This window comes from Ensifer adhaerens (assembly GCF_020035535.1).
Lineage (GTDB): Bacteria > Pseudomonadota > Alphaproteobacteria > Rhizobiales > Rhizobiaceae > Ensifer.
Genome location: NZ_CP083350.1, coordinates 3,144,420 through 3,168,696, shown reverse-complemented (window position 1 = coordinate 3,168,696; position 24,277 = coordinate 3,144,420). Strand labels below are relative to the sequence as shown.

Annotated in this window: 28 protein-coding genes; 17 read left to right on the top strand and 11 right to left on the bottom strand. The window is 60.5% G+C overall.

The genetic code is table 11. From position 1 onward, the window contains the following. The first annotated feature begins 8 nt into the window (after window positions 1-8). The 11 genes from LAC81_RS34420 to LAC81_RS34370 all read left to right on the top strand — a co-directional run bounded on the left by LAC81_RS34420 (window position 9) and on the right by LAC81_RS34370 (window position 7,953). Complete coding sequence (locus tag LAC81_RS34420) at window positions 9-944, top strand: type IV secretion system protein (protein WP_223729038.1); 936 nt, start codon at window positions 9-11, stop codon at window positions 942-944. Window positions 945-1,028: 84 nt separating this feature from the next. Further along, window positions 1,029-1,250, top strand: a complete 222-nt coding sequence (locus tag LAC81_RS34415; protein ID WP_223729037.1) for a hypothetical protein — start codon at window positions 1,029-1,031, stop codon at window positions 1,248-1,250. A 4-nt stretch (window positions 1,251-1,254) separates the two neighbouring features. Beyond that, on the top strand, window positions 1,255-1,926 hold the full coding sequence (locus LAC81_RS34410; RefSeq protein WP_223729036.1) for a virB8 family protein: 672 nt from the start codon (window positions 1,255-1,257) through the stop codon (window positions 1,924-1,926). After that, the gene (gene virB9, locus LAC81_RS34405) at window positions 1,926-2,780 is read left to right on the top strand and encodes a P-type conjugative transfer protein VirB9 (protein WP_223729035.1); all 855 of its coding nucleotides are present in this window, start codon (window positions 1,926-1,928) and stop codon (window positions 2,778-2,780) included. The genes LAC81_RS34410 and virB9 overlap by 1 nt, the downstream gene beginning before the upstream one ends. A gap of 9 nt (window positions 2,781-2,789) precedes the next feature. Then, window positions 2,790-3,959 (top strand): type IV secretion system protein VirB10, encoded by a 1,170-nt coding sequence (gene virB10 / locus LAC81_RS34400; protein WP_223729034.1) that lies wholly within the window; start codon window positions 2,790-2,792, stop codon window positions 3,957-3,959. Between the two features lie 11 nt (window positions 3,960-3,970). Next, entirely contained in the window at window positions 3,971-4,966 is a 996-nt protein-coding gene (gene virB11, locus LAC81_RS34395) for a P-type DNA transfer ATPase VirB11 (RefSeq protein ID WP_223729033.1), read from the top strand. A 695-nt stretch (window positions 4,967-5,661) separates the two neighbouring features. Further along, a complete protein-coding gene (locus LAC81_RS34390) occupies window positions 5,662-5,967 on the top strand; it encodes a HipA domain-containing protein (protein ID WP_223729032.1) in 306 nt (101 codons plus the stop codon). After that, window positions 5,948-6,643 (top strand): HipA domain-containing protein, encoded by a 696-nt coding sequence (locus LAC81_RS34385; protein WP_223729031.1) that lies wholly within the window; start codon window positions 5,948-5,950, stop codon window positions 6,641-6,643. The genes LAC81_RS34390 and LAC81_RS34385 overlap by 20 nt, the downstream gene beginning before the upstream one ends. Next, window positions 6,553-6,831, top strand: coding sequence for a helix-turn-helix transcriptional regulator (locus LAC81_RS34380; protein WP_223729030.1), 279 nt, complete (start codon window positions 6,553-6,555; stop codon window positions 6,829-6,831). Before LAC81_RS34385 ends, LAC81_RS34380 begins: the two co-directional genes overlap by 91 nt. A gap of 142 nt (window positions 6,832-6,973) precedes the next feature. Beyond that, window positions 6,974-7,321 (top strand): hypothetical protein, encoded by a 348-nt coding sequence (locus tag LAC81_RS34375; RefSeq protein WP_223729029.1) that lies wholly within the window; start codon window positions 6,974-6,976, stop codon window positions 7,319-7,321. 185 nt (window positions 7,322-7,506) lie between these two features. Beyond that, entirely contained in the window at window positions 7,507-7,953 is a 447-nt protein-coding gene (locus tag LAC81_RS34370; protein ID WP_223729028.1) for a universal stress protein, read from the top strand. Between the two features lie 173 nt (window positions 7,954-8,126). On the opposite strand, the gene LAC81_RS34365 is transcribed toward LAC81_RS34370, so the two are convergent. The 4 genes from LAC81_RS34365 to LAC81_RS34350 all read right to left on the bottom strand — a co-directional run bounded on the left by LAC81_RS34365 (window position 8,127) and on the right by LAC81_RS34350 (window position 11,466). Further along, window positions 8,127-8,294, bottom strand: a complete 168-nt coding sequence (locus tag LAC81_RS34365) for a hypothetical protein (RefSeq protein WP_110881099.1) — start codon at window positions 8,292-8,294, stop codon at window positions 8,127-8,129. A gap of 207 nt (window positions 8,295-8,501) precedes the next feature. Beyond that, window positions 8,502-10,019, bottom strand: coding sequence for a tripartite tricarboxylate transporter permease (locus LAC81_RS34360; protein WP_113539630.1), 1,518 nt, complete (start codon window positions 10,017-10,019; stop codon window positions 8,502-8,504). Window positions 10,020-10,033: 14 nt separating this feature from the next. Further along, the gene (locus tag LAC81_RS34355) at window positions 10,034-10,525 is read right to left on the bottom strand and encodes a tripartite tricarboxylate transporter TctB family protein (protein ID WP_113539631.1); all 492 of its coding nucleotides are present in this window, start codon (window positions 10,523-10,525) and stop codon (window positions 10,034-10,036) included. Next, on the bottom strand, window positions 10,522-11,466 hold the full coding sequence (locus LAC81_RS34350) for a Bug family tripartite tricarboxylate transporter substrate binding protein (protein ID WP_223729027.1): 945 nt from the start codon (window positions 11,464-11,466) through the stop codon (window positions 10,522-10,524). The genes LAC81_RS34355 and LAC81_RS34350 overlap by 4 nt, the downstream gene beginning before the upstream one ends. A gap of 449 nt (window positions 11,467-11,915) precedes the next feature. On the opposite strand from LAC81_RS34350, the gene LAC81_RS34345 reads away from it, so the two are divergent. After that, the gene (locus LAC81_RS34345; RefSeq protein ID WP_223729026.1) at window positions 11,916-12,443 is read left to right on the top strand and encodes a DUF1801 domain-containing protein; all 528 of its coding nucleotides are present in this window, start codon (window positions 11,916-11,918) and stop codon (window positions 12,441-12,443) included. A gap of 122 nt (window positions 12,444-12,565) precedes the next feature. Beyond that, a complete protein-coding gene (locus LAC81_RS34340) occupies window positions 12,566-13,012 on the top strand; it encodes a DUF1801 domain-containing protein (RefSeq protein ID WP_223729025.1) in 447 nt (148 codons plus the stop codon). 43 nt (window positions 13,013-13,055) lie between these two features. Here LAC81_RS34340 and LAC81_RS34335 read toward each other — a convergent pair whose 3' ends face one another. Further along, window positions 13,056-14,123 carry an ABC transporter substrate-binding protein gene (locus LAC81_RS34335; RefSeq protein ID WP_223729024.1) on the bottom strand — a complete coding sequence of 356 codons (1,068 nt, stop codon included), beginning with the start codon at window positions 14,121-14,123 and terminating at the stop codon, window positions 13,056-13,058. Window positions 14,124-14,200: 77 nt separating this feature from the next. Between LAC81_RS34335 and LAC81_RS34330 the strand changes: the two genes are divergently transcribed. After that, on the top strand, window positions 14,201-14,878 hold the full coding sequence (locus LAC81_RS34330; protein WP_223729023.1) for a response regulator transcription factor: 678 nt from the start codon (window positions 14,201-14,203) through the stop codon (window positions 14,876-14,878). Further along, the gene (locus LAC81_RS34325) at window positions 14,875-16,254 is read left to right on the top strand and encodes a sensor histidine kinase (RefSeq protein ID WP_223729022.1); all 1,380 of its coding nucleotides are present in this window, start codon (window positions 14,875-14,877) and stop codon (window positions 16,252-16,254) included. The genes LAC81_RS34330 and LAC81_RS34325 overlap by 4 nt, the downstream gene beginning before the upstream one ends. A gap of 111 nt (window positions 16,255-16,365) precedes the next feature. On the opposite strand, the gene LAC81_RS38360 is transcribed toward LAC81_RS34325, so the two are convergent. From LAC81_RS38360 to LAC81_RS34300, 6 genes are all read right to left on the bottom strand, one after another. Then, window positions 16,366-16,488 (bottom strand): hypothetical protein, encoded by a 123-nt coding sequence (locus LAC81_RS38360; RefSeq protein ID WP_268906827.1) that lies wholly within the window; start codon window positions 16,486-16,488, stop codon window positions 16,366-16,368. Between the two features lie 212 nt (window positions 16,489-16,700). Continuing rightward, window positions 16,701-17,726, bottom strand: coding sequence for an ABC transporter permease (locus tag LAC81_RS34320; RefSeq protein WP_113539639.1), 1,026 nt, complete (start codon window positions 17,724-17,726; stop codon window positions 16,701-16,703). A gap of 34 nt (window positions 17,727-17,760) precedes the next feature. Beyond that, window positions 17,761-19,302 (bottom strand): sugar ABC transporter ATP-binding protein, encoded by a 1,542-nt coding sequence (locus LAC81_RS34315; RefSeq protein WP_223729021.1) that lies wholly within the window; start codon window positions 19,300-19,302, stop codon window positions 17,761-17,763. A gap of 166 nt (window positions 19,303-19,468) precedes the next feature. Further along, window positions 19,469-20,398 carry a sugar ABC transporter substrate-binding protein gene (locus LAC81_RS34310; RefSeq protein ID WP_223729020.1) on the bottom strand — a complete coding sequence of 310 codons (930 nt, stop codon included), beginning with the start codon at window positions 20,396-20,398 and terminating at the stop codon, window positions 19,469-19,471. 231 nt (window positions 20,399-20,629) lie between these two features. Further along, the gene (locus LAC81_RS34305) at window positions 20,630-21,412 is read right to left on the bottom strand and encodes a TIM barrel protein (RefSeq protein ID WP_223730409.1); all 783 of its coding nucleotides are present in this window, start codon (window positions 21,410-21,412) and stop codon (window positions 20,630-20,632) included. Window positions 21,413-21,638: 226 nt separating this feature from the next. Beyond that, a complete protein-coding gene (locus LAC81_RS34300) occupies window positions 21,639-22,670 on the bottom strand; it encodes a LacI family DNA-binding transcriptional regulator (RefSeq protein ID WP_223729019.1) in 1,032 nt (343 codons plus the stop codon). A gap of 164 nt (window positions 22,671-22,834) precedes the next feature. Here LAC81_RS34300 and LAC81_RS34295 point away from each other — a divergent pair, with 164 nt between their 5' ends. Both LAC81_RS34295 and LAC81_RS34290 read left to right on the top strand, forming a co-directional pair. Continuing rightward, window positions 22,835-23,929, top strand: coding sequence for a fatty acid desaturase family protein (locus LAC81_RS34295; protein WP_223729018.1), 1,095 nt, complete (start codon window positions 22,835-22,837; stop codon window positions 23,927-23,929). Between the two features lie 29 nt (window positions 23,930-23,958). Next, window positions 23,959-24,276 carry a MocE family 2Fe-2S type ferredoxin gene (locus LAC81_RS34290; RefSeq protein ID WP_223729017.1) on the top strand — a complete coding sequence of 106 codons (318 nt, stop codon included), beginning with the start codon at window positions 23,959-23,961 and terminating at the stop codon, window positions 24,274-24,276. The last annotated feature ends 1 nt before the right edge of the window (window position 24,277 follow it).

Sequence of the window (24,277 nt, the reverse complement as noted above, 5' to 3'; positions counted from 1 at the left end):
GTTGAGGCGTGTATCAGGTGTTCGCCTTCGTCGACGAGCAGTTCAAGTCACCGCTGGAGACCTTTATTTCCGACGGGACCGCAAACGTTTCCGAGTGGATCTCGGGCCCTCTGACTGCAGCGATTACGCTCTATGTTGTGCTCTATGGTTACCTCGTGCTCCGCGGTTCGGTCCAAGAGCCTATCCTTGACTTCGCCTATCGAGCGATCAAGCTCGCCATCATCGTCGTGCTGGTGAAAAACGGCAGCGAGTACCAAACCTATGTCGCAAACATCTTCTTCGACGTGTTGCCACGGGAGATATCGCAGGCGCTGAACACGGGAGCAGCCCCAAGTGCGTCGACCTTCGACAACTTGCTCGACAAGGGCCACGCGTCTGCTAAGGAGATCTGGGCCCGCGGCTCCTGGCCGGTCGATATCGTGACCGGCATTGGGGGCATAATGGCCATCGGCGCAAGCTTCATTGTTGCGGCGATCGGCTATATCGTCTCGCTTTATGCCCGGCTGGCACTCGCCATCGTGCTCGCGATTGGGCCGATCTTCGTAGCACTCGCCATGTTCCAGGCGACGCGGCGCTTCACCGAGGCCTGGCTGGGACAGCTTGCAAGCTTCGTGATCCTCCAGGTCCTAGTCGTCGCCGTCGGTTCACTGCTGATCACCTGCATAGACGCGACCTTCACGGCAATTCAAGGATATAGCGACGTACTGATGCGTCCAACGGCGCTCTGCGCGATCTGCCTCGCCGCCCTCTATGTCTTCTACCAGCTTCCCAACATCGCGTCGGCGCTTGCCGCCGGCGGCGCGTCGTTGACCTACGGCTACGGCGCGGCCCGCGACGCGCATGAGAGCACGCTCGCCTGGGCGGCTTCGCATAGTTTCGGTGCCGCCGGCCGCGGTATTCGCGCGGTCGGGCGGAGGTTCAGGTCGAAGAGTGCCGGATCATGATGATATTTGCAGATAGGCGACTTTCCAATGAATAGAACTCTTCCGCTCTTGTGCATGGCCGTGATCTTAAGCGCATGCGCATCCATGAACTATTCGCTTCCGAAATGCGACGGCTATTCGCGCCGGCCGCTCAATCGCACGATATGGCAATGGGAGGACAACAAGGGTATCAAGCAGGAACACGCCGCCGATGCGCAGCATGTAATCTCGTCACGTTTGGTGGCTGCCCATGCCAACGAAGGGAAGGAGCCGCCGGCCTTTGCCCAATACGGCTCCAGCGCTTCCTATCGTCCTTGCGAAGGATGACGCCATGCTTTCGCACGATGAACTCAAGTCATACTTCGACAAGGCGCGACGTTTTGACCAGGAACGCATGATCCAGGTCGAGCGCTCGGCGCGCATCGCCTGGTCCATCGCCATCGTGGCCGGCGTCCTTTCTGGCGCATCAATCTTCGCCGTCGCGGGTCTGACGCCGCTGAAAACGGTCGAGCCATTTGTGGTGCGGGTCGACAATTCGACTGGCATCGTCGACGTCATCTCGGCGCTGACATCGACGGCCGGCACCTATGACGAGGCCGTGACCAAGTACTTCGCCGCGAAATACGTCCGCGCGCGGGAGGGTTACGTCTGGAGCGAGGCGGAGGAGAATTTCCGCACCGCAGCCTTGCTGTCGACCCCGCCGGAGCAAGCACGGTTCTCGGCGCTCTATCGCGGTAGCAATCCGGAGTCGCCGCAGAACACCTATGGTCGCGGCGCCACTTCGCGCATCAACATCGCCTCGATCTCACTGATCAATCCGCATGTCGTATCCGTCCGCTACATGCGCACCATCACCCGCGGGGAGGAGGTCCGGACGACGCATTGGGTCGCAACGGTCACTTTCTCTTATATGAACGCGCCGATGTCATCGACCGACCGGCTTATAAACCCGCTCGGTTTCGCCGTCAGCGAATACCGGGCCGATCCGGAGGCCATCAACTGATGCGGAATATCGCAACCCTCACTTTCTTTCTGACGGCTGCCGCCAACATGGCGCTTGCCCTCGAAATCCCTCGCGGGGCGTCGCAGGACAACCGTGTTCGTTTTGTTGATTACCAGCCCTACAACATCACTCGCATCATCGGTTCATTGCGTTCTTCGGTGCAGGTCGAGTTCGCGGCCGACGAAGAGATAGCGCATGTTGCGCTCGGCAATAGTGTGGCTTGGGAGGTCGCACCGGCGGGCAATATCCTGTTTCTCAAACCACGGGAAAATCAGCCAGTCACAAATCTGTCTGCCGTGACCACCCGGCGTGACGGCTCGACGCGGAGCTACCAGATGGAACTAACAGTGCGGGATGGTGCGGTAGAGGTAGGGAAGGGAGCATACTTTTACGTCAAATACCGCTACCCGGCCGACGAGGTTGAACGGCGCCGTCAGGCCGTGGCGGCGCGCGCCAGCGCTGCACGGGCGCAGCAAGTCGACAATGTTCTGGCCATGCACGAAGCCTACGGTCCGCGAAACTGGCGTTACTCGGCGCAAGGTTCTCAGGCGGTAGAGCCGCAATCGGTCTACGACAATGGCAAGGTCACGACCTTTTCCTTCGTTGGCAACCAGGAAATGCCGGCCATCTACATCGAGAACTCGGACGGTAGCGAGAGCCTGGTGCCCAATTCCGTCGACGGCAACCTGGTCGTGGTTCACGCGATTAGCCGGAAGTTCATCCTGCGGAGGGGACAGGACGTGCTCTGCGTCTTCAATGAGGCCTATGATCGGGTGGGCATCAATCCTGATACCAACACGACGTCGCCGTCGGTCGAACGCGTCGTTCGGACGGACTCCGGCTCAGCGCCATAGGAGGCTTTCATGGTTCAGGAAGACGAAAGCCGGATACCGGGCGAGCGTGCCGAGACGGTTCCCGGCAGGGTCGATAGCAATCCCGTCCTGAAGCGCGGCGCGGTTGCGCTGACCGTTATTGCCTTTGTCGCCTTCGCCCTGTGGTCGATGAGTGGCGAGAAGACGCCGCCGGACACAACGAGACCGGAGCGGGTTGTCATCCGGCAGACGACGAATTTCGAGCCGGCCAAGGAAAAGGTGCAGCCGGTTCAGCAAGTGCCGGAAGTGAAGCTGCCGACCCCTGTCGCGCCCGAGGAGGTGAAGGAGGAAGATCCGCTGCTCGACTCGGCGCGCCGGGCACCCGTCATGGCCTTCAGCGGCGGGCAGAAGAACACGACGTCGCACCGCGACACTGCGGATCCGGCCATGCCCGGGGACAGCAATTTCGTGCCGCAAGATGGAAGCATGATGGGCCAGAACTCGGCCAACGCCGACGAGCAGCGGTTCAACGAGCTGCTACGGCCGACCGGGCTTGAGGGCTCGCGCGCCGGCACCCTCGGCAATCGGAACTTCATTGTTACGATGGGGACCTCAATACCGTGCATTCTGGAAACTGCACTAGCATCTGATCAGCCCGGCTTCACGAGCTGCGTGATCGCCCGTGATGTCCTCTCGGACAACGGCCGCGTCGTGCTTATGGAAAAAGGCACTCAAGTTCTCGGCGAGTATCGTGGCGGCCTTCAGCGTGGGCAGAAGCGCCTTTTCGTGCTCTGGAACCGCGCGAAAACCCCGAACGGCGTCATCGTCACCTTGGCCTCGCCGGCGACCGATGCGCTCGGCCGGGCGGGCGTGGACGGCTATGTCGACACGCATTGGTGGGAGCGGTTTGGAAGTGCGCTTCTCCTTTCCATCGTCGGCGACGCCGCGCGCTATGCCAGCAGCCGGTTGCAAGACAGTGACCTCGACGCTGAGAACACGACAAGCGCCGGCCAGCAGGCGGCCGCAATCGCTGTCGAGCAATCAATCAACATTCCTCCGACGCTCAACAAACACCAGGGCGAACTCGTCTCGATCTTCGTGGCGCGTGATCTCGATTTCTCCGGTGTCTATAGGCTGCGCGTGACCGAACCTCGGAACAAGGTCCTCGACCGGGCGGCGCTGAGGGATTTCAGCCCGCAGTCGACTCTCGTGACGAAGTAGGGCAGGGGGTGATGATCGAAGGCCCTGACGCAGCGGTCGTTCGTGAGCTGCTGTCTCCGTTCGCGCCGTTCCTGAATGACAAGTCGCTCTACGAAGTGATCGTCAATCGGCCCGGGCAGGTGCTGACAGAAGGCGCCAGTGGTTGGCGGACCCATGATCTGCCGGCGCTATCCTTCGAAAAGTTGCTGCGCCTTGCCCGTGCCGTGGCGAGTTTCTCCCATCAATCCATCGATGAAACGCGACCGATCCTGTCGGCAACCCTGCCGGGGGACGAACGAATCCAGATCGTCATTCCGCCCGCGACCACCAGGAACACCGTCAGCATCACCATCCGAAAGCCATCCTCGGTAACGTTCACGCTCGACGACCTGGAGGAGAGAGACTTTTTCTCCGAGACGCGAGCGGCCAGCGACGGCACCGCGACGCAGGACCAGGATTTACTGGCGCTATACCGTGCCGGCCGCTTCAAGGAGTTTCTGCGCGAAGCCGTCATCGCTCGAAAGAACATCATCATCTCCGGTGCAACCGGATCAGCCAAGACGACACTGTCGAAAGCATTGATCAAGCATATTCCAAATCATGAGCGGATCATTTCGATCGAGGACACTCCCGAACTGGCTATTCCGCAGCCCAACCACGTACGCCTTTTCTATTCGAAGGGTGCTCAAGGACTCTCGGGTGCAGGCCCAAAGGACCTACTAGAATCCTGTCTCCGGATGCGGCCGGACCGAATTCTGCTGCAGGAACTGCGCGATGGCACGGCATTCTACTACATCCGCAACGTCAATTCCGGTCATCCGGGATCGATCACCACCGTTCATGCCGATTCGGCCAAGCTCGCCTTGCAACAGTTGACGCTTCTTGTGAAGGAATCCGAAGGCGGACGTAATCTGGATCGTAAAGACATCGATAGCTTGCTGAGGGTATCGATCGACGTCATCGTCCAATGCAACCGAAAGGATGGTCGGTTTCGCGCAACCGAAATCTACATCACGCCTAACGGATGACCCGATGCCACGGGAGCTTGGGGGTGGCGCGACGTCAATCTGTGCAATGCGCAGTAACGCCTCGAAGGTCTCCACAATGGTGTCGAGTTCGAATGAAAGGCGGGCGTTGAATCGCCATGGGCCAGACATCATTCGCACGGTGAGATCGATCGGATATTCGCTGGAAGCGAACCCTTCTGCACCTGAAAAGTAGTTGCCTCTCCGGTGCCGCTGTCTTGTTGTGAAGGCGTACCTCGCCCCCAGATAGTCTGACAACATTTCCACCGGTTCACGAGGCAGGGAGATTGGCGGCCGAGTGCGCGCATCACTGCTCGAAGAAGAAAGGGGCCATCTCGGTCCTTCTGTCGTCGAGTGCGACCTTGACTACTTCATTGCATTCGCCGCGGCAGACCGCTACGCCTACGGAGAGGTCCATGACGGCCGCGCGCTTCCCGTCCGATATCCGGTCGATTTGGAGAACCGGTACCTCCCGACCTGGCCGCCGTTTCTACTGGACTTAATGCCCCAGGGCCACGCGCGCCGGAAGCTGGCGGAACACATGCGGCTGGGTGTTGACGATCGCGCATCGGACGTTCCGTTGCTGATGCGTGCGGCCGGCCATCCGATCGGAAACATCCGCGTCCGCGAGCAGGAGCACGGAAGACGATATCCTCGGCAGGACCGAACGGTTTATCGAAGTCGTGGATCGGTTCGGAATGATCGCGTCGGGTTCGAGCGGACTTCAAGGGGAATGGCCCAAGGTTGCGCTGACGATGGCTAACGATGGCCTCTACTACGCTGACGCGTTCGTTCAAGACGAGGAGGCAGTCCGTCATGTCATCGTGAAGCTCCTCAGGAGCCGTGAAGAGCGTGACCGGTTGATCCTCGAAGCAGAGGCCGGATACTCTGTCATCGCCCGTGAACTCGGCCTCAAAGTTCATGAGCCGTCGACATACACAGAGGGCGTTCTCATGATCCCCCGGTTCGACCGCAAGATCACGGATGGAGCGACGGTTCGATAGAGAGAGCATGGTATCTGCAATCGGCGTCGCGGCGTACGGACACCTGGCGAACCATGAGGACTATATCGATGTCCTTCGGAAATACTCGTCCGATCCATACGGTGACATCGCCGAATACGTGAAGCGCGACATTGCCAATCAGGCATTCGGAAATCCGGATAATCACGGTCGGAACACCGCGATCTCGAAAGGGCCGCTGGGCGGCGTGTCGATCGCCCCGCTATACGACTTCGCTCCGATGCGGCTCGCTGTGGAGGGGATCTCGAGATCGACACGTTGGGCAGCCATGCGGGACACGCACCGCGACACGGCGCCAGACTGGGCCGAGGTGTGCCGAGCCGTATTTCCCGAAAGCCTTGAGATCGCTGAGAGACTGCTGGATGAGATTTCCGATTTTGGCGAGCGATCGGCGTGGTCAATCGTATCTACGAATTCGGGATTCCGCAGGAAGTCGTCGACCGGGCGATGCAAACGCGGCCGCCATTGCCAAGAGCGTTATCGGCGCGCGCGGGTGAACGACCACGCCGAGGGTAAGGGGAGCCGGACATGCCAAGGTGGAAGAAACCGACGAAGGAGGAGATCAGTGTGCTCCGCGCCCGCCTTCGTGAAAAGGCTGCGTCCGGGGAGCTTCGCTTCCCGGACGGGGTGGTTGAGATCCGTAAATCGCTCGGACTGACACAAGAGCAATTCGCAACGCTCACTGGGGTTACCAAGCGGCAGGTCGCGGAGATCGAAACGGGGAAAGCCAATCAAACCGTCGAAACACTCCAGAGGATCGGTAGTCTGTTCGGCTTTTCCGTGGGCTTTGTTCCGCGGGGCGCGTCCGAAAGCGGTGGCCTGAAAGGGCCGGCGCCAAGGATGTAGCCGCGGGGGCTACATGAGCCCGCGTTTCTCACTCGAAATTCACCAGCTGACCTTAATCGGTAAGAGCCGCCACTCGCGCTGCGTTCTTGGCCCCCCAAAGGGTAGGGCGATGATCGAGGGGGCCTAACGGCGCGACCGTGCGTTGGAGACCTCGACCTATCCGTTGGGTGTTGCGCGCATTGCCAAACCGCGCGCCGCGCCCGATAAACATTCAATGCTGGCCAGTGATTTAAGGAATGTGCTTGAGGAGCTTTACAAGGCTGGTGCCTATCGGGTGCCGGCAGACGAAATCTATTGGCCGCAGGAACTGCATGCGGCGGTCTTTCGCGCCCTCAACATGCAATACATTACCCGCAGAGAAGTAGATGGCGGCGGTGTCCAATTCTCGCTGACGCAAGCCGGCTACGAGGCGATCGATGCCGAGGTGCCCTGGTCCTACATCCTGCGCCGGCGACTGCGAGATTTCTTCCCTTTCGTCAAATCTCGCTAAGCGAGCTCACCAAGGCCAAGACCTTGGCGATCTCGCGATCGCGGACCTCTTTATCCTGGTGATGGCAAGGTATCCGGCAGGCGAACTCCTCGCTTTGTCACTGAAGCCCGGAACCTTGATCGGGATCAAGGAACAAGCCTCTGCCGGCGCTAGGCTCTCTCCGGAACCTGGAAGAGGAGGATCCCATGTTTCGCAACATTCTTATACCCACCGACGGTTCACCCCTGGCAACAATCGCGGTAAACGCGGGCATAGTCTTCGCTAAGGAGAGTGGCGCAAGGGTCACCATTCTTGCTGTTACCGAGCCCTTCCATCTATTTTCGGTCGAACCCGAGCAACTGTCGGGGACGCGCGAGGAATACGAAGCACTCGCCCGCAAGCATGCAACGGAAATGCTTACGGCTTTGGCGCACAAGGCAGAGGCGGCAGGCGTCGCGTGCCAGACCGCGCAGGTCAGCAGCAACGAAGTCTATCGGGCAATTATCGACCAAGCGAAACTAAAAGATGCCGATCTCATCATCATGGCATCGCATGGTCGTAGTGGCGTCGGAAGCCTGATGCTGGGCAGCGTAGCCGCCAAGGTGCTGGCTCATTCGACGATACCGGTGTTGATCTATCGCGCGAAGAAATGACACAACGTCGCTCTACGTGTCGTTATGCGTGCGCCGTTAGTGCGTTGAAAGCATTCAACGAATTGAGAAAGGGACACACTTTTCCAACATGGCTGCGGCCCGGCGATCTTCCGATCCCGAGCCGTGGCTTATCCTTGGGAGGATATGACGCGCCTTAGGCGCGTTGAAGATCATTAGCCGCGGCGCGTGTCCGGGAAGGTCGCCGGGTCGATGCCGAGGGTGCGCAGGTCGCTTGCCTTCGGGCGGCGGTGACCTTCAACAGCGGCGGCGGCAGCGCTGGCAGCGCCGAGTACTGCGAACGCACGGCCGATGAAACCCTTGTGATAAGTTGTGGTTGCCATCTTCTTGCTCGCTTTCGTTTTATCTCTGATGAGCAAAAGATGGGATCTGGGCAGTCTTTTTGCAAGGCACAATTGGACACGCCTGCCATGCAAAGCAAGCAGGCCCGGTCGGAAGTCAACCGACCGGGCCTGCGGATTGGCCTTGGGAGGAGGCGCTATTGCGGCAACTCCGAAAGGGTTCTTCCGGAGTTGCGTTGTCTTGATGGCTTAGTCTTCGTTGGCCGCCAGCTGCGACAGCACCTCGCCGCGACCGCGGGCCCTGAGGATCAGCGGTACGATCAACGCTGCAGCGGCAATAGCCAGGAGCACAGCGGCAATCGGAGAGGTGAACAGCACGCTGAAGTCCCCCTGGCTGATGGCGAGTGCCCGGCGGAGCTGCTGCTCGGCCAGCGGGCCAAGGATCAGGCCGACAACGACGGGGGCAATCGGGTAGCCGAAGATGCGCATGGCGAAGCCGAGCAAGCCGAACGCGAGCAGCATGCCGAGTTCGTAGACCGACGGGTTGGCACCGATCGTGCCGAGTGTCGCGAACAACAGGATGCCGGCATAGAGCCACGGCTTCGGGATCGTAAGCAGCTTCACCCAGAGACCGATCAGCGGTAGGTTCAAAACCAGCAGCATGAAGTTGGCGATGAGCAAGCTGGCGATCAGCCCCCAGACCAGCTGCGGATTGGTGGCAAACAGCAGGGGCCCCGGCTGCAGGCCGTACTGTTGGAATCCGGCCAGCATGATGGCTGCCGTTGCTGTTGTCGGGAGGCCGAGGGTCAAGAGCGGAACGAGCGTGCCGGCGGCAGACGCGTTGTTGGCGGCCTCTGGACCTGCAACACCCTCGATTGCACCATTGCCGAACTCTTCGGGATGCTTCGTCAGGCGCTTTTCTGCTGCATAGGACAGGAAGGTGCCGATCTCGGCGCCGCCAGCCGGCATGGCGCCGATCGGAAAGCCGATGAAGGTGCCGCGCAGCCAAGGCTTCCAGGAGCGTGCCCAGTCCGTCGCATTCATCCAGACCGAGCCACGCACGGCCTCGACTTTGTCTGGACCCTTGTCGCCCTGGGCAGCAATGAAGAGCGTTTCGCCGATGGCGAACATGGCAACGGCAAGCGTCGTGACTTCGATGCCGTCAAGCAGTTCCGGTACGCCGAAGGAGAGACGTGCCTGGCCGGTCAACTGATCGATGCCGATGACGGAAAGGGCCAGGCCGACAAACAACGACGTCAGGCCGCGAAGCGTGGAATCGCCGAAAGCCGATGAGACGGTGACGAAGGCCAGCACCATCAGAGCGAAGTATTCGCGCGGACCAAAGACCAGAGCCAGTTTGACGATGTAGGGCGCGATGAAGGCGAGGCCGAGCGTGGCGATGAGGCCGGCGACGAAGGAGCCGATTGCGGCTGTCGCCAGCGCCGGGCCGCCGCGTCCGGCACGCGCCATCTTGTTGCCCTCGAGCGCGGTCACGATCGACGCGCTTTCACCGGGCGTGTTCAAGAGGATCGAGGTGGTCGAGCCGCCATACATGCCGCCATAATAGATACCGGCGAACATGATCAGCGAGCCGCCTGGATCGAGGCGATAGGTGACGGGCAAGAGCAGAGCCACGGTCAAAGCCGGGCCGATACCGGGCAGAACGCCAACGGCCGTACCGAGCGTGACGCCGATCAGTGCGTAGAGCAGGTTCATCGGCTGCGCAGCAACCAGCAATCCCTGCATCAGGAAATCAAAAGTAGCCATGGTCGTCGGCCCTCTTAGAAGAACAGGCGTTCAAGCGGCCCCGCGGGCAGCGACAGTTGCAGGAGCTTGGCGAAGATCACCCAAACGACATAGCAGATCGCGATGCCGACCGGGATTGAGAACCAGAGCTTGCGCTTGCCAAAGCCACGTGCGGTCAACGCGAACAGAATGCCGGTGGCGATCGAGAAACCCGCGACGTTCAGCAGGAGCATTTGGGCGGCAAGGCCGCCGACGATCCAGATGACCGGAGCAACTTCCTGGTGTTCGCGTTCCGGAAAATCACCGCGAAACGCTTCGACCGCGGTCCAGATCGCGAGGCCGAGAAGACAGAATGCGATCGCATAGGGAACCGTCGTCGGTCCGACCTGGGAATAGCCGGCAGCGCCGGCCAAACGCGATACATCCCAGAAAATGAGCCCCGCGATTGCGGCGAGAGCGACCGCGATGAAGAGCGCCGCCCGATCCGGGCGACGCGTTGCGGTTGAAGGGTGATGCCCCTTGGTCATTTCACCAGTCCAATGTCCTTGAGAACACCTTCGGTGGCTGCAACGTCCTTGTCGAGCTGGGCGTTGAACGCGTCACCGGCGAGGTAGGTGTCCTGCCAACCTTTGGTCTTCAGGACTTCCTGCCAACCGGCGGACTTCGCGAGCTTTTCGATGTCAGCCGATACGGCAGCCTTCTGCTCGTCGGACAGGCCGGGAGCGGCAGCGACCATGCGCCAGTTCTCGACGACGACGTCGAGGCCGGATTCCTTCAGCGTCGGGGCTTCAACGCCCGAGATACGCTCGGCGCTGGATACGGCGAGCAGGCGAAGCGTGCCGGCCTTGACCTGCGATTCAAACTCGCCATAGCCTGAAATACCGGCCGTGACCTGGCTGCCGAGAATGGCTGCAAGAGCCTCGCCGCCGCCCGAGTAAGCGATGTAGTTGATCTTGGTCGGGTCGACGCCCGCAGCCTTGGCAATCAGGCCAACGGCGATGTGGTCGGTACCACCAGCCGAGCCGCCAGCCCAGGACACCGCACCCGGGTCCTTCTTCAGGGCTGCGACAAGGTCAGCCATCGACTTGATCTCCGAAGCAGCTGGAACGACGATCGCTTCGTACTCGCCGGTGAGGCGTGCAATCGGCGTGACGTCCTTGAGCGTGACCGGGGACTTGTTGGTCAGGATCGCGCCGACCATGACGTAGCCACCGACGATCAGGGCGTTCGGGTTGCCCTTCTGCTGGCTTGCAAACTGGGCAAGACCGATGGTGCCGACGGCGCCCGGCACGTTCTGAACCTGAACGTTGCCGGAAATGCCTTCCTGCTGCATGACCGTCTGGAGCGAGCGAGCCGTCTGGTCCCAGCCGCCGCCCGGGTTTGCCGGTGCGATGATGGTGTAGTCAGCGGCAACAGCCGGCAGCGACATGGCGCCGGCGAGAATCGTTGCGAGGAAAAAGTGTTTCAAGGTCAGTCCTCCGTGAGGCGCGTTTTCACCGCGCACGTCGTTGCTGTGTGCGAGCGGGGAGACGGCGACGGGTTCTTTCGACCCTTGTCGCTTGACCAAGTTGGTGGCTTCCTCCCAGTCCGCAACCGGCGACCCGCCTCCACGGGTGCCAGTGACCCTAAGGCACCATAGAAAGCTGACATTTAGCTGACATCAAGCCCCGAATGCGCTTTTCGCGGCGTGGCGTTTATGAAATCTTAGGCTCTTGGCCGTGCCAACAATCGGATAGCGCATCTCTGTCGGCCTGGATGATCGGCTTCGAAGTGATTGGGGCAGTGGACGAAGCGACGAATCGAAAGCCCGTGCTTGAGGATCCATTCCACGTATGCTGGCAGCGATTTCGGGAGGACAGCAAGCTGCGGTAGTATCGCGCCCGACCACCCCGAAGACCTGTTCGAAAGGATGGAGCAATGACCGGGACAGCCAACGCCAAAATCGCCAAGGCGAAATCCAAGAAACCCGCAGACGCCGCGCGAACGAGCGCGTCCATCAAAGAGACAGACGGGGGAGAGGATAAGGGACGGGCGGCCGCGGATCAGCCCAAGCTGCTCTCAGGCGGCAATCCTCAGATCGCCAAGGGTTACGGCGACGCGCCTGTGCAGGCCTACATTACTGCCATGCCGGGCTGGAAGAGTGCAGTTGGACGCCATCTTGACGCGCTCATCATGAGCGCGGTTCCCAAGGCGCAGAAGGCCGTGAAGTGGAATTCGCCGCTCTACGGCATGGAGGACGGCGAATGGTTCCTTGGCGTGCACTGCTTTGCGAAATACATCAAGGTCGCATTCTTCAATGGCGCCTCTTTGAAACCGTTGCCGCCTGTCGAATCCAAGACGGCGAAGGCGCGCTATTTTCATATCCACGAAAAGGATGAAATCGACGAGGCCCAATTCAGGGATTGGGTGAAGCAAGCAAGCCAACTGCCGGGCGAACGGATGTGAACGGAAAACGCATGTGAACGGAAAAGTCATTGGTATTGCGGCGAGCCGTGCACAAAAATCAGCCCTTAGGAACAAGGGATGGTATGGCGCGTAGCGTGTGGTACCGCACTGGAGATGATCGGATGAAAAAGGCGACGCAAACGATGACGAAAAATGATGTGGTTGCGGGAGAAGCCACCGCCTCCGAGCGGATCGACGCCAGAATAGCGGAACTGGGCGACTGGCGGGGAGAGATGCTTGCACGGGTGAGGCGGCTGATCAAGGAAGCCGATCCCGAGGTTGTCGAGGAATGGAAGTGGAGGGGTGTCCCTGTTTGGGAGCATGCTGGGATCATCTGCACTGGCGAGACCTACAAGACCGTGGTGAAGATGACCTTCGCCAAGGGCGCGTCACTCGAAGATCCCGCCGGTCTCTTCAACTCGAGCCTCGATGGCAACACCCGGCGGGCGATCGATATAAGCGAGGGTGGGGAGATCGACGAAGACGCCTTCAAGGTGCTCATTCAAGCGGCAATTCAGCTGAACCTTTCGGCGCAAGCTGCACGTGGCGGTCGGTCCCGCACGAGCTGAAGTTCCTATTTGGGGCGCCGCCGAATTGCCGCGCGCCCTGATTTCAGTGGAGCCTCAGGACCTCGTTCCATTTGGCGATCAGCCGCGAACGCTTCACCTGATCGAGATAGACCATCAGGCCGGGGCTGACGGGAACCGGCCGCAATTGAGCGCCAAGCATCTCCTGCATGGTGTTTGCAGTATTCTCGCCAGCGACATCGGGGCTGACGGCGGCAATCTGCAGTTCGCGCGCCATGATTGTCTGACCCTCCTTGGACATGAAGAATTCGAGATAGCGGCGTCCAAGGTCTGGAGAGGCTGAGGCCTGTGGAACAAGGCCTATTCGCGACATCACCACCGTGTAGTCCTTGGGCAGCACGATCCCGACGTCCGGATGGCGCGCCGCCCAGTCTGCCGCGTAGGATCCGAGGATGTTGTAGCCGAGAACGAAACGACCGTCGGCGACGCGCTCCAGGATAGCTTCGCTGGTGGAGTAGAGCTTGACGCCGGCCGCGCCCATCGCCTGGATCACATCCCAGATATCGCCGAACTGCTCCTGGTCGCGTGACATGAAGAGAAAACCGACGCCCGAGCGTTCGATGTCGTAGGTTCCGATGCGGCCGAACACCGCGGCCCCTTCGCGCTTCAGGTAGCTGATGAGCTCGGCCCGTGTCGACGGCGGCTTTTCCTTCGTGAAACTCGGCTTGTGATAGACGAAGACGGCGGGCTCGAAGGTGAGCGCATAGGCCGTGTTGCGCCAATTCGCCCAGGCCGGCCAGCGGTCGCTCATCGGCAGGTCGCTGCGTTGGGCGTAGCCATCGTTGCTGAGCTTGACCTGCAGGTCCATGGCGGAAGAAAAGGCGAAGTCCGCCGTCTTCATTCCGGCGTCTGTCTCCTTGATGATGCGGTCGTAGATCTCGCCGGTCAGCATGTCTTCGTAACGCACGGTGACATCCGGATTGGCCCTCTGGAAGCCGACGATCATCGGCTTTGCGAGAGGCTCGTCGAGCGAGGAGTAAACCACCAGCGTGCGTGCGTCGGAATTGCCGGAAAGGGCAGGAAATATGATCGGCGCCGCAATGAGCAGCCGCGGACAAAGGGCGAAAAAAAGAAGAGAAATCAAGAACCGCATGAATCCACAATGCCTCAGTGTGTCACCGTTCACAAGCAAGGCGTCGGCGGATAAAGTGGCTCGGGGAGTGACTATATTTGCGTATCTTGCTTGTTGAAGACAACCAGGACCTGGCCGAAGGCTTGTCTGCCATATTGCGTGGCAGCGGCTACGCCGTCGATGTCGTGAGCGATGGCGCCTCGGCCCATGCGGTTGCGGCAACTGAAACCTTCGATCTCGTCATTCTCGATCTCAACCTGCCGGAAATGGACGGGCTCGACGTCTTGCGGGCGATGCGCGCCCGGCAGAACCGCGCCGCGGTCCTGATCCTCACAGCGCGGGGCGCGCCCGAGGAGCGGATCAAGGGCCTTGATCTCGGTGCCGACGACTACATGATCAAGCCGTTCGACGTCGGGGAGCTTGAAGCGCGGGTGCGGGTGCTCCTGCGCCGGCAGGCGGGTCTGCGGGCCTCGACTGTCAGCTACGGCAATGTTTCGCTCGATCTCAACACCCGCAGCTTCTCTTCGGGTGGCGTGCCGATCGAAATCCCGGCGCGTGAACTCGGGCTTCTCGAACTTCTGTTCATGCGGGCGGGCAAAGTGGTCGCCAAGGACGCGATCATGCAATCGCTGACCGGCTTCGACGACGATCTGAGCCCCAACGCGATCGAGCAATATGTCAGCCGGCTGCGCAAGCGCTTGGCGCCACATGGCCTGACCGTGCGCACGGCCCGCGGCATCGGCTACTACCTCGATAAGATGGCCGGGCCGGAATGAGAGCGACGGTCTACTCCCTTCGCCGGCGCCTGCTTGGCTGGCTGCTGATTTCGACGGTGGTCATCGGCATTATTGCGCTCGTGGACACCTACCGTGAGGCGGTCACCACCGCCAACGTTGTCTCTGATCGCGTGCTCGCCGGCTCGGCGTTGGCGATTGCGGAACGCGTGGTCGTTGCGGAGGATGGCTCGCTCGAGGTCGATATTCCCTATGTTGCCCTGGAGATGTTGACGTCGGCGGCGCAGGACCGCGTTTTCTATCGCGTCGACGGCCCACCCGGGCAGTTCATCACGGGCTACCAGACGCTGCCGTCGCTTGCCGAAGAGCCTGGAACATCCACGACCTTTGCGGATTCGATCTTCCGCGGCGAACCGATCCGCATTGCCGCACTTCGCCGTTCAGCCTCGACCGGGATCAACTCGGTACCTTTCGTCGTGACCGTGGCCGAAACGACGATCGCGCGGCGGCAACTGGCGCAGACCATTCTCGTTCGCTCGGCGCTACGCCTCGGCATGATGATCGCAGGTGCTGCCGTGATCGTCTGGATCGCGGTCACGTTTTCGCTGCGACCGCTCTACCGTCTCGGAGACGCGATCGCGGAGCGCAATCCGGATGACCTGCACCCGATCGGCGAACGGGTGCCGAACGAGGTCCAGGGGCTCGTCGACACCGTCAATTCCTTCATGGGGCGGCTGCAATCCGCACTTGATGCCCTGCGCAATTTCACCGGCAACGCCAGCCATCAGTTGCGGACGCCGCTTGCAATCATCCGAACCCAGCTCGCCCTGGCGCAGCGCGCCGGATCCTTTGAGGAGACGAAGGGGGCCGTGAAAAAGGCCGACGAGGCGGTCGCCAATGCCGAACGTATTCTCGGGCAGTTGCTGTTGATGGCGAAGATTGATGCGGCCGGGAAGAACGAGGCCCGCATGCTGGGGCGTGTCGATCTGGTCGAGCTCGTGCGGGAAATCACGGCGGAACACGTGCCGGCGGCGGGCGAGGCCGATATCGATCTCGGCTTCGATGGCGATGGCGATGCTTTCATTCGTGCCGAGCCACTGTTGGTCGGCGAGATGCTCAAGAACCTGATCGGCAACGCCTTGCTTTATGCGGGCCGCGGCGCCGTCGTGACGACGCGCGTTCTCGCAGCCGGGGGGACCGTGGCGCTGGAAGTCGAGGACAACGGCCCGGGCATTCGCGCAGATCTGCGCGAGGCGGTACTGCGCCGCTTTGAGCGCGGGGGAAGCGAAGCTCCGGGATCTGGGCTTGGCCTGCCGATCGTCGAGGAGATTGCCGAACTTTACGGGGCAACAACCCTTCTTAGCGAAGGGGCTGATGGCAGAGGCCTCAAGGTGACCATCCGCTTTTCGGCGGGCTAGTCGGAAACCGGCTCTGTCCGGCGCCGCGATTGCGGGCCGGAGGAGCAGGATCCGTCTGCGGGCGGTCAGGTCGACACACCCACATGGTTGCGGCATTTTCGATTGTCTTGCTTAGCGGCCGCGCTGGCCGAAGAAGGAAGCTGTCTCGCGGGTCTGTACCCGTAGCATCGCGTTCCAGAGCTGAAGAACGAAACGCGGCTGAAACTGGCTCGCAAGCTTGCGCTGCGACAACATGATAAGTCTCCGATAGTTTTGGACGTGCCGCATATAGTGCATTGCCACGATTTTGCCAGAGCGCCCGCGCTGGGGCAGCTCTGCGCGCCAAGCATATGTGGAAAATAGCGCGAGCCCGGCGAAATAGCTTACCTACAAAAACAAAATGCCGGGATGATTTTCATCATCCCGGCCAGTTGGCTTCACTGGGAGGAGAGTTCTTCTTTGGAGGGTCAGGCCTTCTTGCGGTTTTTCTGTCGGTAGACGTCGATGACGACGGCGGCGACGATGATCAGGCCTTTGACGATTTCCTGGTAGTAGGCGTCGACGCGAAGGAAGGTGAAGCCAGAGGTCATGACGCCGAGGATGATCGTGCCGATCACCGTGCCGGTAATACGGCCGACACCACCCGTCAGCGACGTGCCGCCGATGACGGTAGCGGCAATCGCGTCCAGTTCGTACATGACACCCATGCCAGCCTGTGCGGTCTGGGCGCGGGCTGCGGTGACGACGCCGGCGAGACCAGCGAGCATGCCGGCAATGGCATATACCTTGATCAGGTGCGCTTCGACATTGATACCCGAGACGCGTGCCGCCTGGACGTTGGCGCCGATCGCATAGGTGAACTTGCCGTAGCGGGTATAGCGCAGCGCGATGTGGAATATGATCGCGACGACCAGGAAGACGATGACGGGCCAGATGCCGGTTCCGATGAAATTGAACTGCTCGGTGAGGCCAGAGACCGGTTGCCCCTTGGTGTACCACTTGGAGATTCCGCGCGCTGACACCATCATGCCGAGCGTGGCGATGAAGGGCGGGATTTTCGTGCGAGCGATGAGCTGGCCGTTGATGAACCCTGCGAGCAATCCGATGCCGATGCCAAGGCCGATCGGGACGATCGCCGGCATGTCGGTGAGCGACGGATAGAGTGCGCGGGGCCAGGTGGAGGCCTGGGCGACACTTGCAGAAATCATCGCGGTCATGCCGACGACGGAGCCGGAAGACAAGTCGATACCGCCGGTAATGATGACCTGGGTCACGCCGACGGCGATGATGCCGATCACCGAGACCTGGAGGATCATGATCGTCAGGCGCTGCGGGTTCATGAGGAAGCTCTGGCCGACGAAGATCCAGCCGAGAACCTCATAAACGAGCGCAATGCCGATCAGCACCAGGAAGATGTTGAATTCGGGGGGCAGGCGGCGCTTTGCGCCGGTGAGCGATGTGCTCGCGCCCTGTGCGGCGACATTGGTATCCATTTTCATTCGTCCCTTTCGTCGGGTCGCTTCCCGCTCAGCTCGCGGCGAGCTCCATGACCTTGATCTGGGTTGCTTCCGCCCTGTCGAGGAAGCCGGTGACGCGGCCCTCGTGCATGACCATGATACGGTCGCTCATACCGAGCACCTCTGGCATTTCCGAAGAAATCATGATGACGGCGACGCCGTTTCGCGCGAGTTCGGTGACGAGGCGGTGGATTTCAGCCTTGGCGCCAACATCGATGCCGCGTGTCGGTTCATCGAGGATCAGGATGCGCGGATTGGTTAGCAGCCAGCGGCCGATCAGCACCTTTTGCTGGTTGCCGCCCGACAGGTTCTCGATGCGCTCCTGCAGGTTGGGTGTCTTGACGCGCAGCTTGCGGCTCATCTCTTCGCAAGCCGCGGTGATCTGCTTCTCGGTGACGAAACCGCCCTTGACGAAACGATCCTGAAGCACGGCAATCTGCATGTTCTCGAGGATGTCGAGGATCAGGAGACAGCCGGTGTCCTTGCGGTCTTCGGTCAGGAAAGCCATGCGATTGCGGATGGCCTTGTTCGGGCTGTCGATCGAAAGGGTCTTGCCGTCGATTGCAATCGTGCCAGAGCTTGCCGGCGTCACGCCGAAGAGCGTTTCAGCGACGTTCGAACGGCCGGAGCCGACGAGACCGGCGATACCGAGGATTTCGCCGGCGCGGACATCGAAGGAGACATCACGGAAAACGCCGTCGAGGGCCAGGTTCTTGACCGACAGAACGACGTCGCCGATCGGCACTTCTTCCTTCGGAAACATCTGGGTGATTTCGCGGCCAACCATCATGCGGATGATGTCGTCGCGGGTAACGTCGCTTGAGGCGTGCGTACCGATGAACTTGCCGTCGCGGAACACCGAGAACTCGTCGGCGATCTCGAACAGCTCGTTCATCTTGTGGGTGATGTAGACGATGCCGATGCCCTGCTCGCGCAGATCGCGGATAATCTCGAAGAGGTGGGCGACCTCGCGCTCGGTCAGGGCCGAGGTCGGTTCGTCCATGATCAGCACGTCGGATTCATAGGAGACCGCCTTGGCGATCTCGACCATCTGCCGGTTCGCAACGGAGAGATGGCGAACCTCAATCTCCGGGTCGATCTTGATCTTCAGACGATCGAAGAGGCGGGCGGTAATACGGTTCATCTCGCCGTGATCGACGAAGCCGAAACGGTTCTTCGGTTCGCGGCGGATCCAGATGTTTTCCGCTACCGTCATGAACGGCATCAGGTTCAGTTCCTGATGGATCATCGCGATGCCGTTTTCGAGTGCATCGAGCGGCGACTTCAGCCGGATATCGACGCCCTTCAGCTTCACGTCGCCCTTGTCGGGCGTGTAGATGCCGGCGAGGATCTTCATCAGCGTCGACTTGCCGGCGCCGTTTTCGCCCATCAGCGCATGGACCGTGCCGCGCTTCAGCTTGAACTCGACGTCGTCAAGGGCGACGACGCCCGGGAATTCCTTGCGGATGCCTTCTGCCGAAAGAAGATATTCGGCCTTGGGCACCGCGCCGCTGGCGCGCACGGCTGCCATCGTTGTCGGACTGAGCGTCATGTTCCTTGCCTCCACCGTCGTTTCCGGCTGTCGCGGAAAAGTCCTCATCACTGGCGGGTCACCAGCCCATTTAATCGCAGGTCGCATCCAAAAGGACGCAGACATCCGCAGCGGGACTTGCTTTTGAACGAGAGCGCGAGATACCCCGCGCTCTCGATGCAGGCGATCAGTTCTTCGCCTGATACTTGTCGAGGGATTCCTTGGTCACCAGCTCGAAGGGAATGTAGACCTTCTTGTCGACCGCCTCGCCCTTGGCGAGCTTCAGGGCGGCGTCGACCGAACCCTTGCCCTGGCCTGCGGCGTTCTGGAACACCGTTACGTCGAGATCGCCCGCAGCCATGGCGGCAAGCGCATCCTGCGTTGCGTCGATGCCGCCGATGACGACCGAGTCCATCGAACGGCCGGCGGCCTTCAGCGCCTGGATGGCGCCGATCGCCATTTCGTCGTTGTTGGAAATGACAGCGTCGAATTCAACGCCGGCCGAGAGCCAGTTGCTCACGAGGTCGGACCCTTGAGTGCGTTCCCAATTCGCGGTCTGCTCTTCGACGATCTCGATGCCCTTGCACTGGTCGGTCGCCAGCACGTCGTGAATGTCCTTCGTGCGCATGCGGGCGGCCTGGTTGGAGAGTTCGCCCATCATGACGACGGCCTTGCCCTTGCCGCCGAGCATCTTGCAGATTTCCTGCGTCTGCAGCGTACCGGATTCCTGTTCGTTCGAGGCGACGAATGCCTGCTTTTCCGGCAGGGTGTCGACGTTGACCGGCTCGCGGTTGACGTAGACGAGCGCAACGCCGGCGTCGGCTGCGATCTTCGACATGGCGGCCGTCGCATCGGTATCGACCGGGTTGACGATGATGGCGCTCACGCCAGCCGCGATGAAGTTCTGGATCTGGCTTTGCTGCTTCGAAACGTCGTTCTGCGCGTCTTCGATCTGCAGTTCGACGCCGTTGAGCGTCTTGGCGTAATCGGACATGCCGTTACGCAAGACCGTCAGGAAGTTGTCATCGAAACGCGCCATCGAGACGCCGATGGTTTCGGCATGCGCGGCTGTCGACATCATCACGGCCAGCGCAGTACTCAGCACGAATTTCTTCATTGTCTCTCTCCTCCACATGGTGCCCGGCAACACCTTCTCCTGCCGGTAGCGCAATCCTTGCCGATTTGCGCTCATTCACCTTGAAAGCGTCACTCCCGTTACGCCTTCAGTTAAAACGGAATAAACGAACCAGTAAATTGCGATTACGGAATATGTATTCCATTTTATGAGGGCGCCGTCAAGGCCTGTTGCAGCGCTCCTCAACGTTTTCCCGCAGCCAGCAGCAGTGGCTCAGATACGCGTTTGAATGTGATCGACGCTCTGCCTTATCGCAGCCGCCGGATCTGCTACCGCATGAACTTCGGCAGCAAACGGCTCGAAGGAAAGCGGTCCGGCATAACCCTCGGCACGCAGGCGCCGGATTTGTCCGACATTGTCGAGAAGGTCGTCCTGATCGACCAGGACCCGATGCGAATCGCGCAGATCGGAGACGGCGACTTCGCCGTCGGTCACGCCGGAAATATGCACAAGCCCGGTCATCTCGGCATAGGTCGCAGGTTCGCCCGCAAGGTGGTGGTGGAACGTATCGTGCACCAGGCGGAAGGTCTTTTCTCCCCCGATTGCCTTGATCGCTTGAACAGCCTCGGTCTTCGAGCGAAGCGAGCAGATTTCGAAGCCCAGCGGTTCGACCAGACCGATAATGCCAGCCGCGTCCAGCATCGGTTTCAGCGCGCTAAGGGCTTGGCGCAGATTTGCCTGTCGCTCACCATCCTTCTGGCCGGAACCGTCGTTGACGGGCACGAGGACGAGAGCCTTGGCGCCGCAGTCGTGCGCATAGGCGATCAGTTCTTCGGCTTCTTTCTGGCGGTTCGAATTCCATTCGTTGAAGCGCTGGAGCGCATTGATGGAGATGATCGTTATGCCATGGTGGTTTGCGAGCGCCGCAACCTCTTTTGCGGGCGTGCCGTCGACAATGGCATTGCCCGAGAGGTCGTTGCGGATTTCGACAGAGGAGATCCCGAGGGATCTGGCAAGTTCGAAGAAGGTGCCGACCGGAAGGCCGGGTGTCGTCATATGATTAAGGGCAAAGGGCAGGTAATTAAGGGCAAAGGGCAGGGCTGTCACGGGAATGTCTCCTCCAGGGGGATGGGTCAGGCGCTATAAATGGAACATTCATTCCATTTACAGCGTCGGAGACATTTCACCAACTGCTGGAGGACAGTCAAAGAGCGAGTGGCTCAAAGGGCTTGCATTGCCGCAACATTGTCTTTCGTCAATGATGGATTTCTATCATTCTACGCTAGATATTTTCTGGCGTGAAGAGGTCGAAGGGAAGGAAGGTTTGCCCAGGGGCGCCCGTGGGGCCTTTGTCGACTGCCTGGATCATCAGATTGATCGTTTCGCGTGCGAGCGTCGCAGTCGGGGTTGAGATCGCCAGCGTGACGACATCATCTCCAAGGGCCGCCCGGGACTCCGGCGTCAATTCGTTGACGACGGCAATAAGCTTGCCTTGCAGCTTTTCCTCGCGGATCGCCGAGATGGCACCTTCCATGCCCCCGCCGCAGACGTAGAAGCCGATAAGATCCGGATGGCGTTGCAGGAGGTTCAGTGTCGCCTCGTGCGTGATCTCGGCCGTATCGAGATTGACCATGGTATCAAGCACTTCGAATTCCGGCGCATGCTCGCGGAAATAGGAGCGGAACCCGATCTCTCGAAGTTCGTGGCCGAGGAAGCGATGGCTGCCGACGAAGGCCGCGACCTTGCCGGGTCGTTTGGCGGCCTTGGCAATCATCCAGGCTGCGGTCCGGCCAACCTTGTGGTTGTTGAGCCCGACATACCCCTCACGCACACCGGCCGCAAAGTCCGACAGAAGCGAGAAGACCGGGATCCCGCGCTCCTTCAGTTCCTCGATCGCGGCTGTCACTGCCGGATAGTCGGGCGCGACGAGCGCAACTGCCTGGTTTCGCGCCGCGACCGCCCGGAGCTTCTCCGTAATCGCCGTTGGCGTGGAATTTGCCACGAAATCGATCTGCGTGAAGACGCGGGCGTTCGAAAGCGAAAGTGCCGCGTTTTCGATCTCCTTCGCAACTGCCTTGTAGAACGACTGGTCCGGCTTCTGCAGGACAAATCCAAGTTTGTACTGCGGCAGATCTTCAAAGACGCGCTGTCGGATGAGGCCCACTGCGTGGTAGCCGATAGACTTTGCGGCCTCGTAGACACGGCGCGCAGTCTCTTCGCGCACGGGATGTCGTCCGTTCAGGACGCGATCGACGGTCGCGACGCTGACGCCGGCGGTGCGCGCGAGGTCGGCAATGGTCGGACGGTTGCTCATCGATGTCTCCTGATAGGTTTGCATCACAAATGAAATGCTCTGGATGACGTCATTTGAGAGAATATATCATTGCTGCATTGAGACCTAGCAAAAGTCAACCTATCGTCATTGCACGACATCGGACGCTCCTGGCCGGACTGGCCGGATCGCAGGGAGGAGAGCAAATGGCGATGGTTCCAACGAAGCGAGATTACAGTCTCCTTGGGCGTGATGCCCGGGCAGCTGTCGCCAACGGTCTTTCGGCCGCCGAGTGGTATCACACGGAAATCCCGCGCAAGCAGATGAAGGAACTGATGAAGCGTGAGGACGGACCTGCCATTCGCGATACGGCGATCTGGCTCGGTTGCCTCGTTCTTTTCGGCGGGCTCGGCATCTATTTCTGGGGCAGCTGGTGGGCCGCCGTTCCCTTCTTCCTCGCCTATGGCGTCCTCTATGGTTCGGCCTCCGACAGCCGCTGGCACGAATGCGGGCATGGCACGGCGTTCAAGACGATGTGGATGAACAACGCCGTTTACCAGCTGGCCTGCTTCATGATCATGCGCAATCCCGTCACCTGGCGCTGGAGCCACACGCGCCACCACACGGATACGGTCATCGTTGGCCGCGACCCCGAGATCGCGGTCATGCGGCCGCCGGATCTCCTGCGCCTGGTCCTCAACTTCTTCGGCATTCTCGATGTCTGGCATGCGATCGTCGACATGGTCCGCAACACGCTTGGCATCATCAGTGCCGAGGAGGCGACCTTCATACCGGAAATGGAGCAGGCCAAGGCGATCCTCGTTGCCCGTATCTGGTTTGCCATCTACGCCGCAACGATCGCACTTTGCTTCTACCTCGGTTCGATCCTGCCGCTGATGCTGATTGGTTTGCCGCGGCTCTACGGCGCCTGGCACCATGTGCTGACCGGGCTGCTGCAGCATGGCGGTCTTGCGGACAACGTGACGGATCATCGACTGAACAGCCGCACAGTTTACATGAACCCGATCAGTCGCTTCGTCTATTGGAACATGAACTACCACGTGGAGCACCACATGTTCCCGATGGTGCCCTATCACGCGCTGCCGAAGCTGCACGCGATGATCAAGCACGATCTGCCAGAGCCGAACCCTTCAATGCTGCATGGCTATCGCGAGATGATCCCGGCCTTCCTGCGGCAATTGCGCCAGGAGGACTATTTCTTGAAGCGCGACCTACCGGCGACCGCGAAGCCTTACCGGGAAGAGTTTCACAGCGACGCAGTCGTGCACGCAGCCGAATAACCAACGAACTCAGCAAATGGGAGGAAGTCATGAGCGGTAACTGGGTTGAAGTCTGCGCGGCGGACGAAATCGACGAGGAAGACGTCATCCGATTTGATCACGAAGGTCGCACCTTTGCGGTCTACCGGAGCCCGGATGACGAATATTTCGCAACCGACGGGCTTTGCACGCACGAACATATCCATCTGGCTGAGGGGCTGGTGATGGACGACATCATCGAATGTCCGAAGCACAACGGCCGCTTCAACTACAAGACCGGCCAGGCCAAGGGCGCCCCGGTTTGCGTCAACCTGAAAACGTACCCGGTGAAGGTCGAGGCCGGAAGCGTGTTCATCGCGATCGCTTGAT

What these genes read in the sequence shown, in the direction of transcription:
- LAC81_RS34415 (WP_223729037.1), top strand. Translation starts at nt 1,029, where the DNA reads ATGAACTATTCGCTTCCGAAATGCGACGGCTATTCGCGCCGGCCGCTC.
- LAC81_RS34345 (WP_223729026.1), top strand. Translation starts at nt 11,916, where the DNA reads ATGACCGGGACAGCCAACGCCAAAATCGCCAAGGCGAAATCCAAGAAA.
- LAC81_RS34290 (WP_223729017.1), top strand. Translation starts at nt 23,959, where the DNA reads ATGAGCGGTAACTGGGTTGAAGTCTGCGCGGCGGACGAAATCGACGAG.
- LAC81_RS34310 (WP_223729020.1), bottom strand. Translation starts at nt 20,398, where the DNA reads ATGAAGAAATTCGTGCTGAGTACTGCGCTGGCCGTGATGATGTCGACA.
- virB9 (WP_223729035.1), top strand. Translation starts at nt 1,926, where the DNA reads ATGCGGAATATCGCAACCCTCACTTTCTTTCTGACGGCTGCCGCCAAC.
- LAC81_RS34325 (WP_223729022.1), top strand. Translation starts at nt 14,875, where the DNA reads ATGAGAGCGACGGTCTACTCCCTTCGCCGGCGCCTGCTTGGCTGGCTG.
- LAC81_RS34295 (WP_223729018.1), top strand. Translation starts at nt 22,835, where the DNA reads ATGGCGATGGTTCCAACGAAGCGAGATTACAGTCTCCTTGGGCGTGAT.
- virB11 (WP_223729033.1), top strand. Translation starts at nt 3,971, where the DNA reads ATGATCGAAGGCCCTGACGCAGCGGTCGTTCGTGAGCTGCTGTCTCCG.
- LAC81_RS34410 (WP_223729036.1), top strand. Translation starts at nt 1,255, where the DNA reads ATGCTTTCGCACGATGAACTCAAGTCATACTTCGACAAGGCGCGACGT.
- LAC81_RS34365 (WP_110881099.1), bottom strand. Translation starts at nt 8,294, where the DNA reads ATGGCAACCACAACTTATCACAAGGGTTTCATCGGCCGTGCGTTCGCA.
- LAC81_RS34320 (WP_113539639.1), bottom strand. Translation starts at nt 17,726, where the DNA reads ATGGATACCAATGTCGCCGCACAGGGCGCGAGCACATCGCTCACCGGC.
- LAC81_RS34335 (WP_223729024.1), bottom strand. Translation starts at nt 14,123, where the DNA reads ATGCGGTTCTTGATTTCTCTTCTTTTTTTCGCCCTTTGTCCGCGGCTG.
- LAC81_RS34360 (WP_113539630.1), bottom strand. Translation starts at nt 10,019, where the DNA reads ATGGCTACTTTTGATTTCCTGATGCAGGGATTGCTGGTTGCTGCGCAG.
- LAC81_RS34385 (WP_223729031.1), top strand. Translation starts at nt 5,948, where the DNA reads ATGGAGCGACGGTTCGATAGAGAGAGCATGGTATCTGCAATCGGCGTC.
- LAC81_RS34300 (WP_223729019.1), bottom strand. Translation starts at nt 22,670, where the DNA reads ATGAGCAACCGTCCGACCATTGCCGACCTCGCGCGCACCGCCGGCGTC.
- LAC81_RS34315 (WP_223729021.1), bottom strand. Translation starts at nt 19,302, where the DNA reads ATGACGCTCAGTCCGACAACGATGGCAGCCGTGCGCGCCAGCGGCGCG.
- LAC81_RS34355 (WP_113539631.1), bottom strand. Translation starts at nt 10,525, where the DNA reads ATGACCAAGGGGCATCACCCTTCAACCGCAACGCGTCGCCCGGATCGG.
- LAC81_RS34340 (WP_223729025.1), top strand. Translation starts at nt 12,566, where the DNA reads ATGAAAAAGGCGACGCAAACGATGACGAAAAATGATGTGGTTGCGGGA.
- LAC81_RS38360 (WP_268906827.1), bottom strand. Translation starts at nt 16,488, where the DNA reads ATGTTGTCGCAGCGCAAGCTTGCGAGCCAGTTTCAGCCGCGTTTCGTT.
- virB10 (WP_223729034.1), top strand. Translation starts at nt 2,790, where the DNA reads ATGGTTCAGGAAGACGAAAGCCGGATACCGGGCGAGCGTGCCGAGACG.
- LAC81_RS34305 (WP_223730409.1), bottom strand. Translation starts at nt 21,412, where the DNA reads ATGACGACACCCGGCCTTCCGGTCGGCACCTTCTTCGAACTTGCCAGA.
- LAC81_RS34370 (WP_223729028.1), top strand. Translation starts at nt 7,507, where the DNA reads ATGTTTCGCAACATTCTTATACCCACCGACGGTTCACCCCTGGCAACA.
- LAC81_RS34390 (WP_223729032.1), top strand. Translation starts at nt 5,662, where the DNA reads ATGATCGCGTCGGGTTCGAGCGGACTTCAAGGGGAATGGCCCAAGGTT.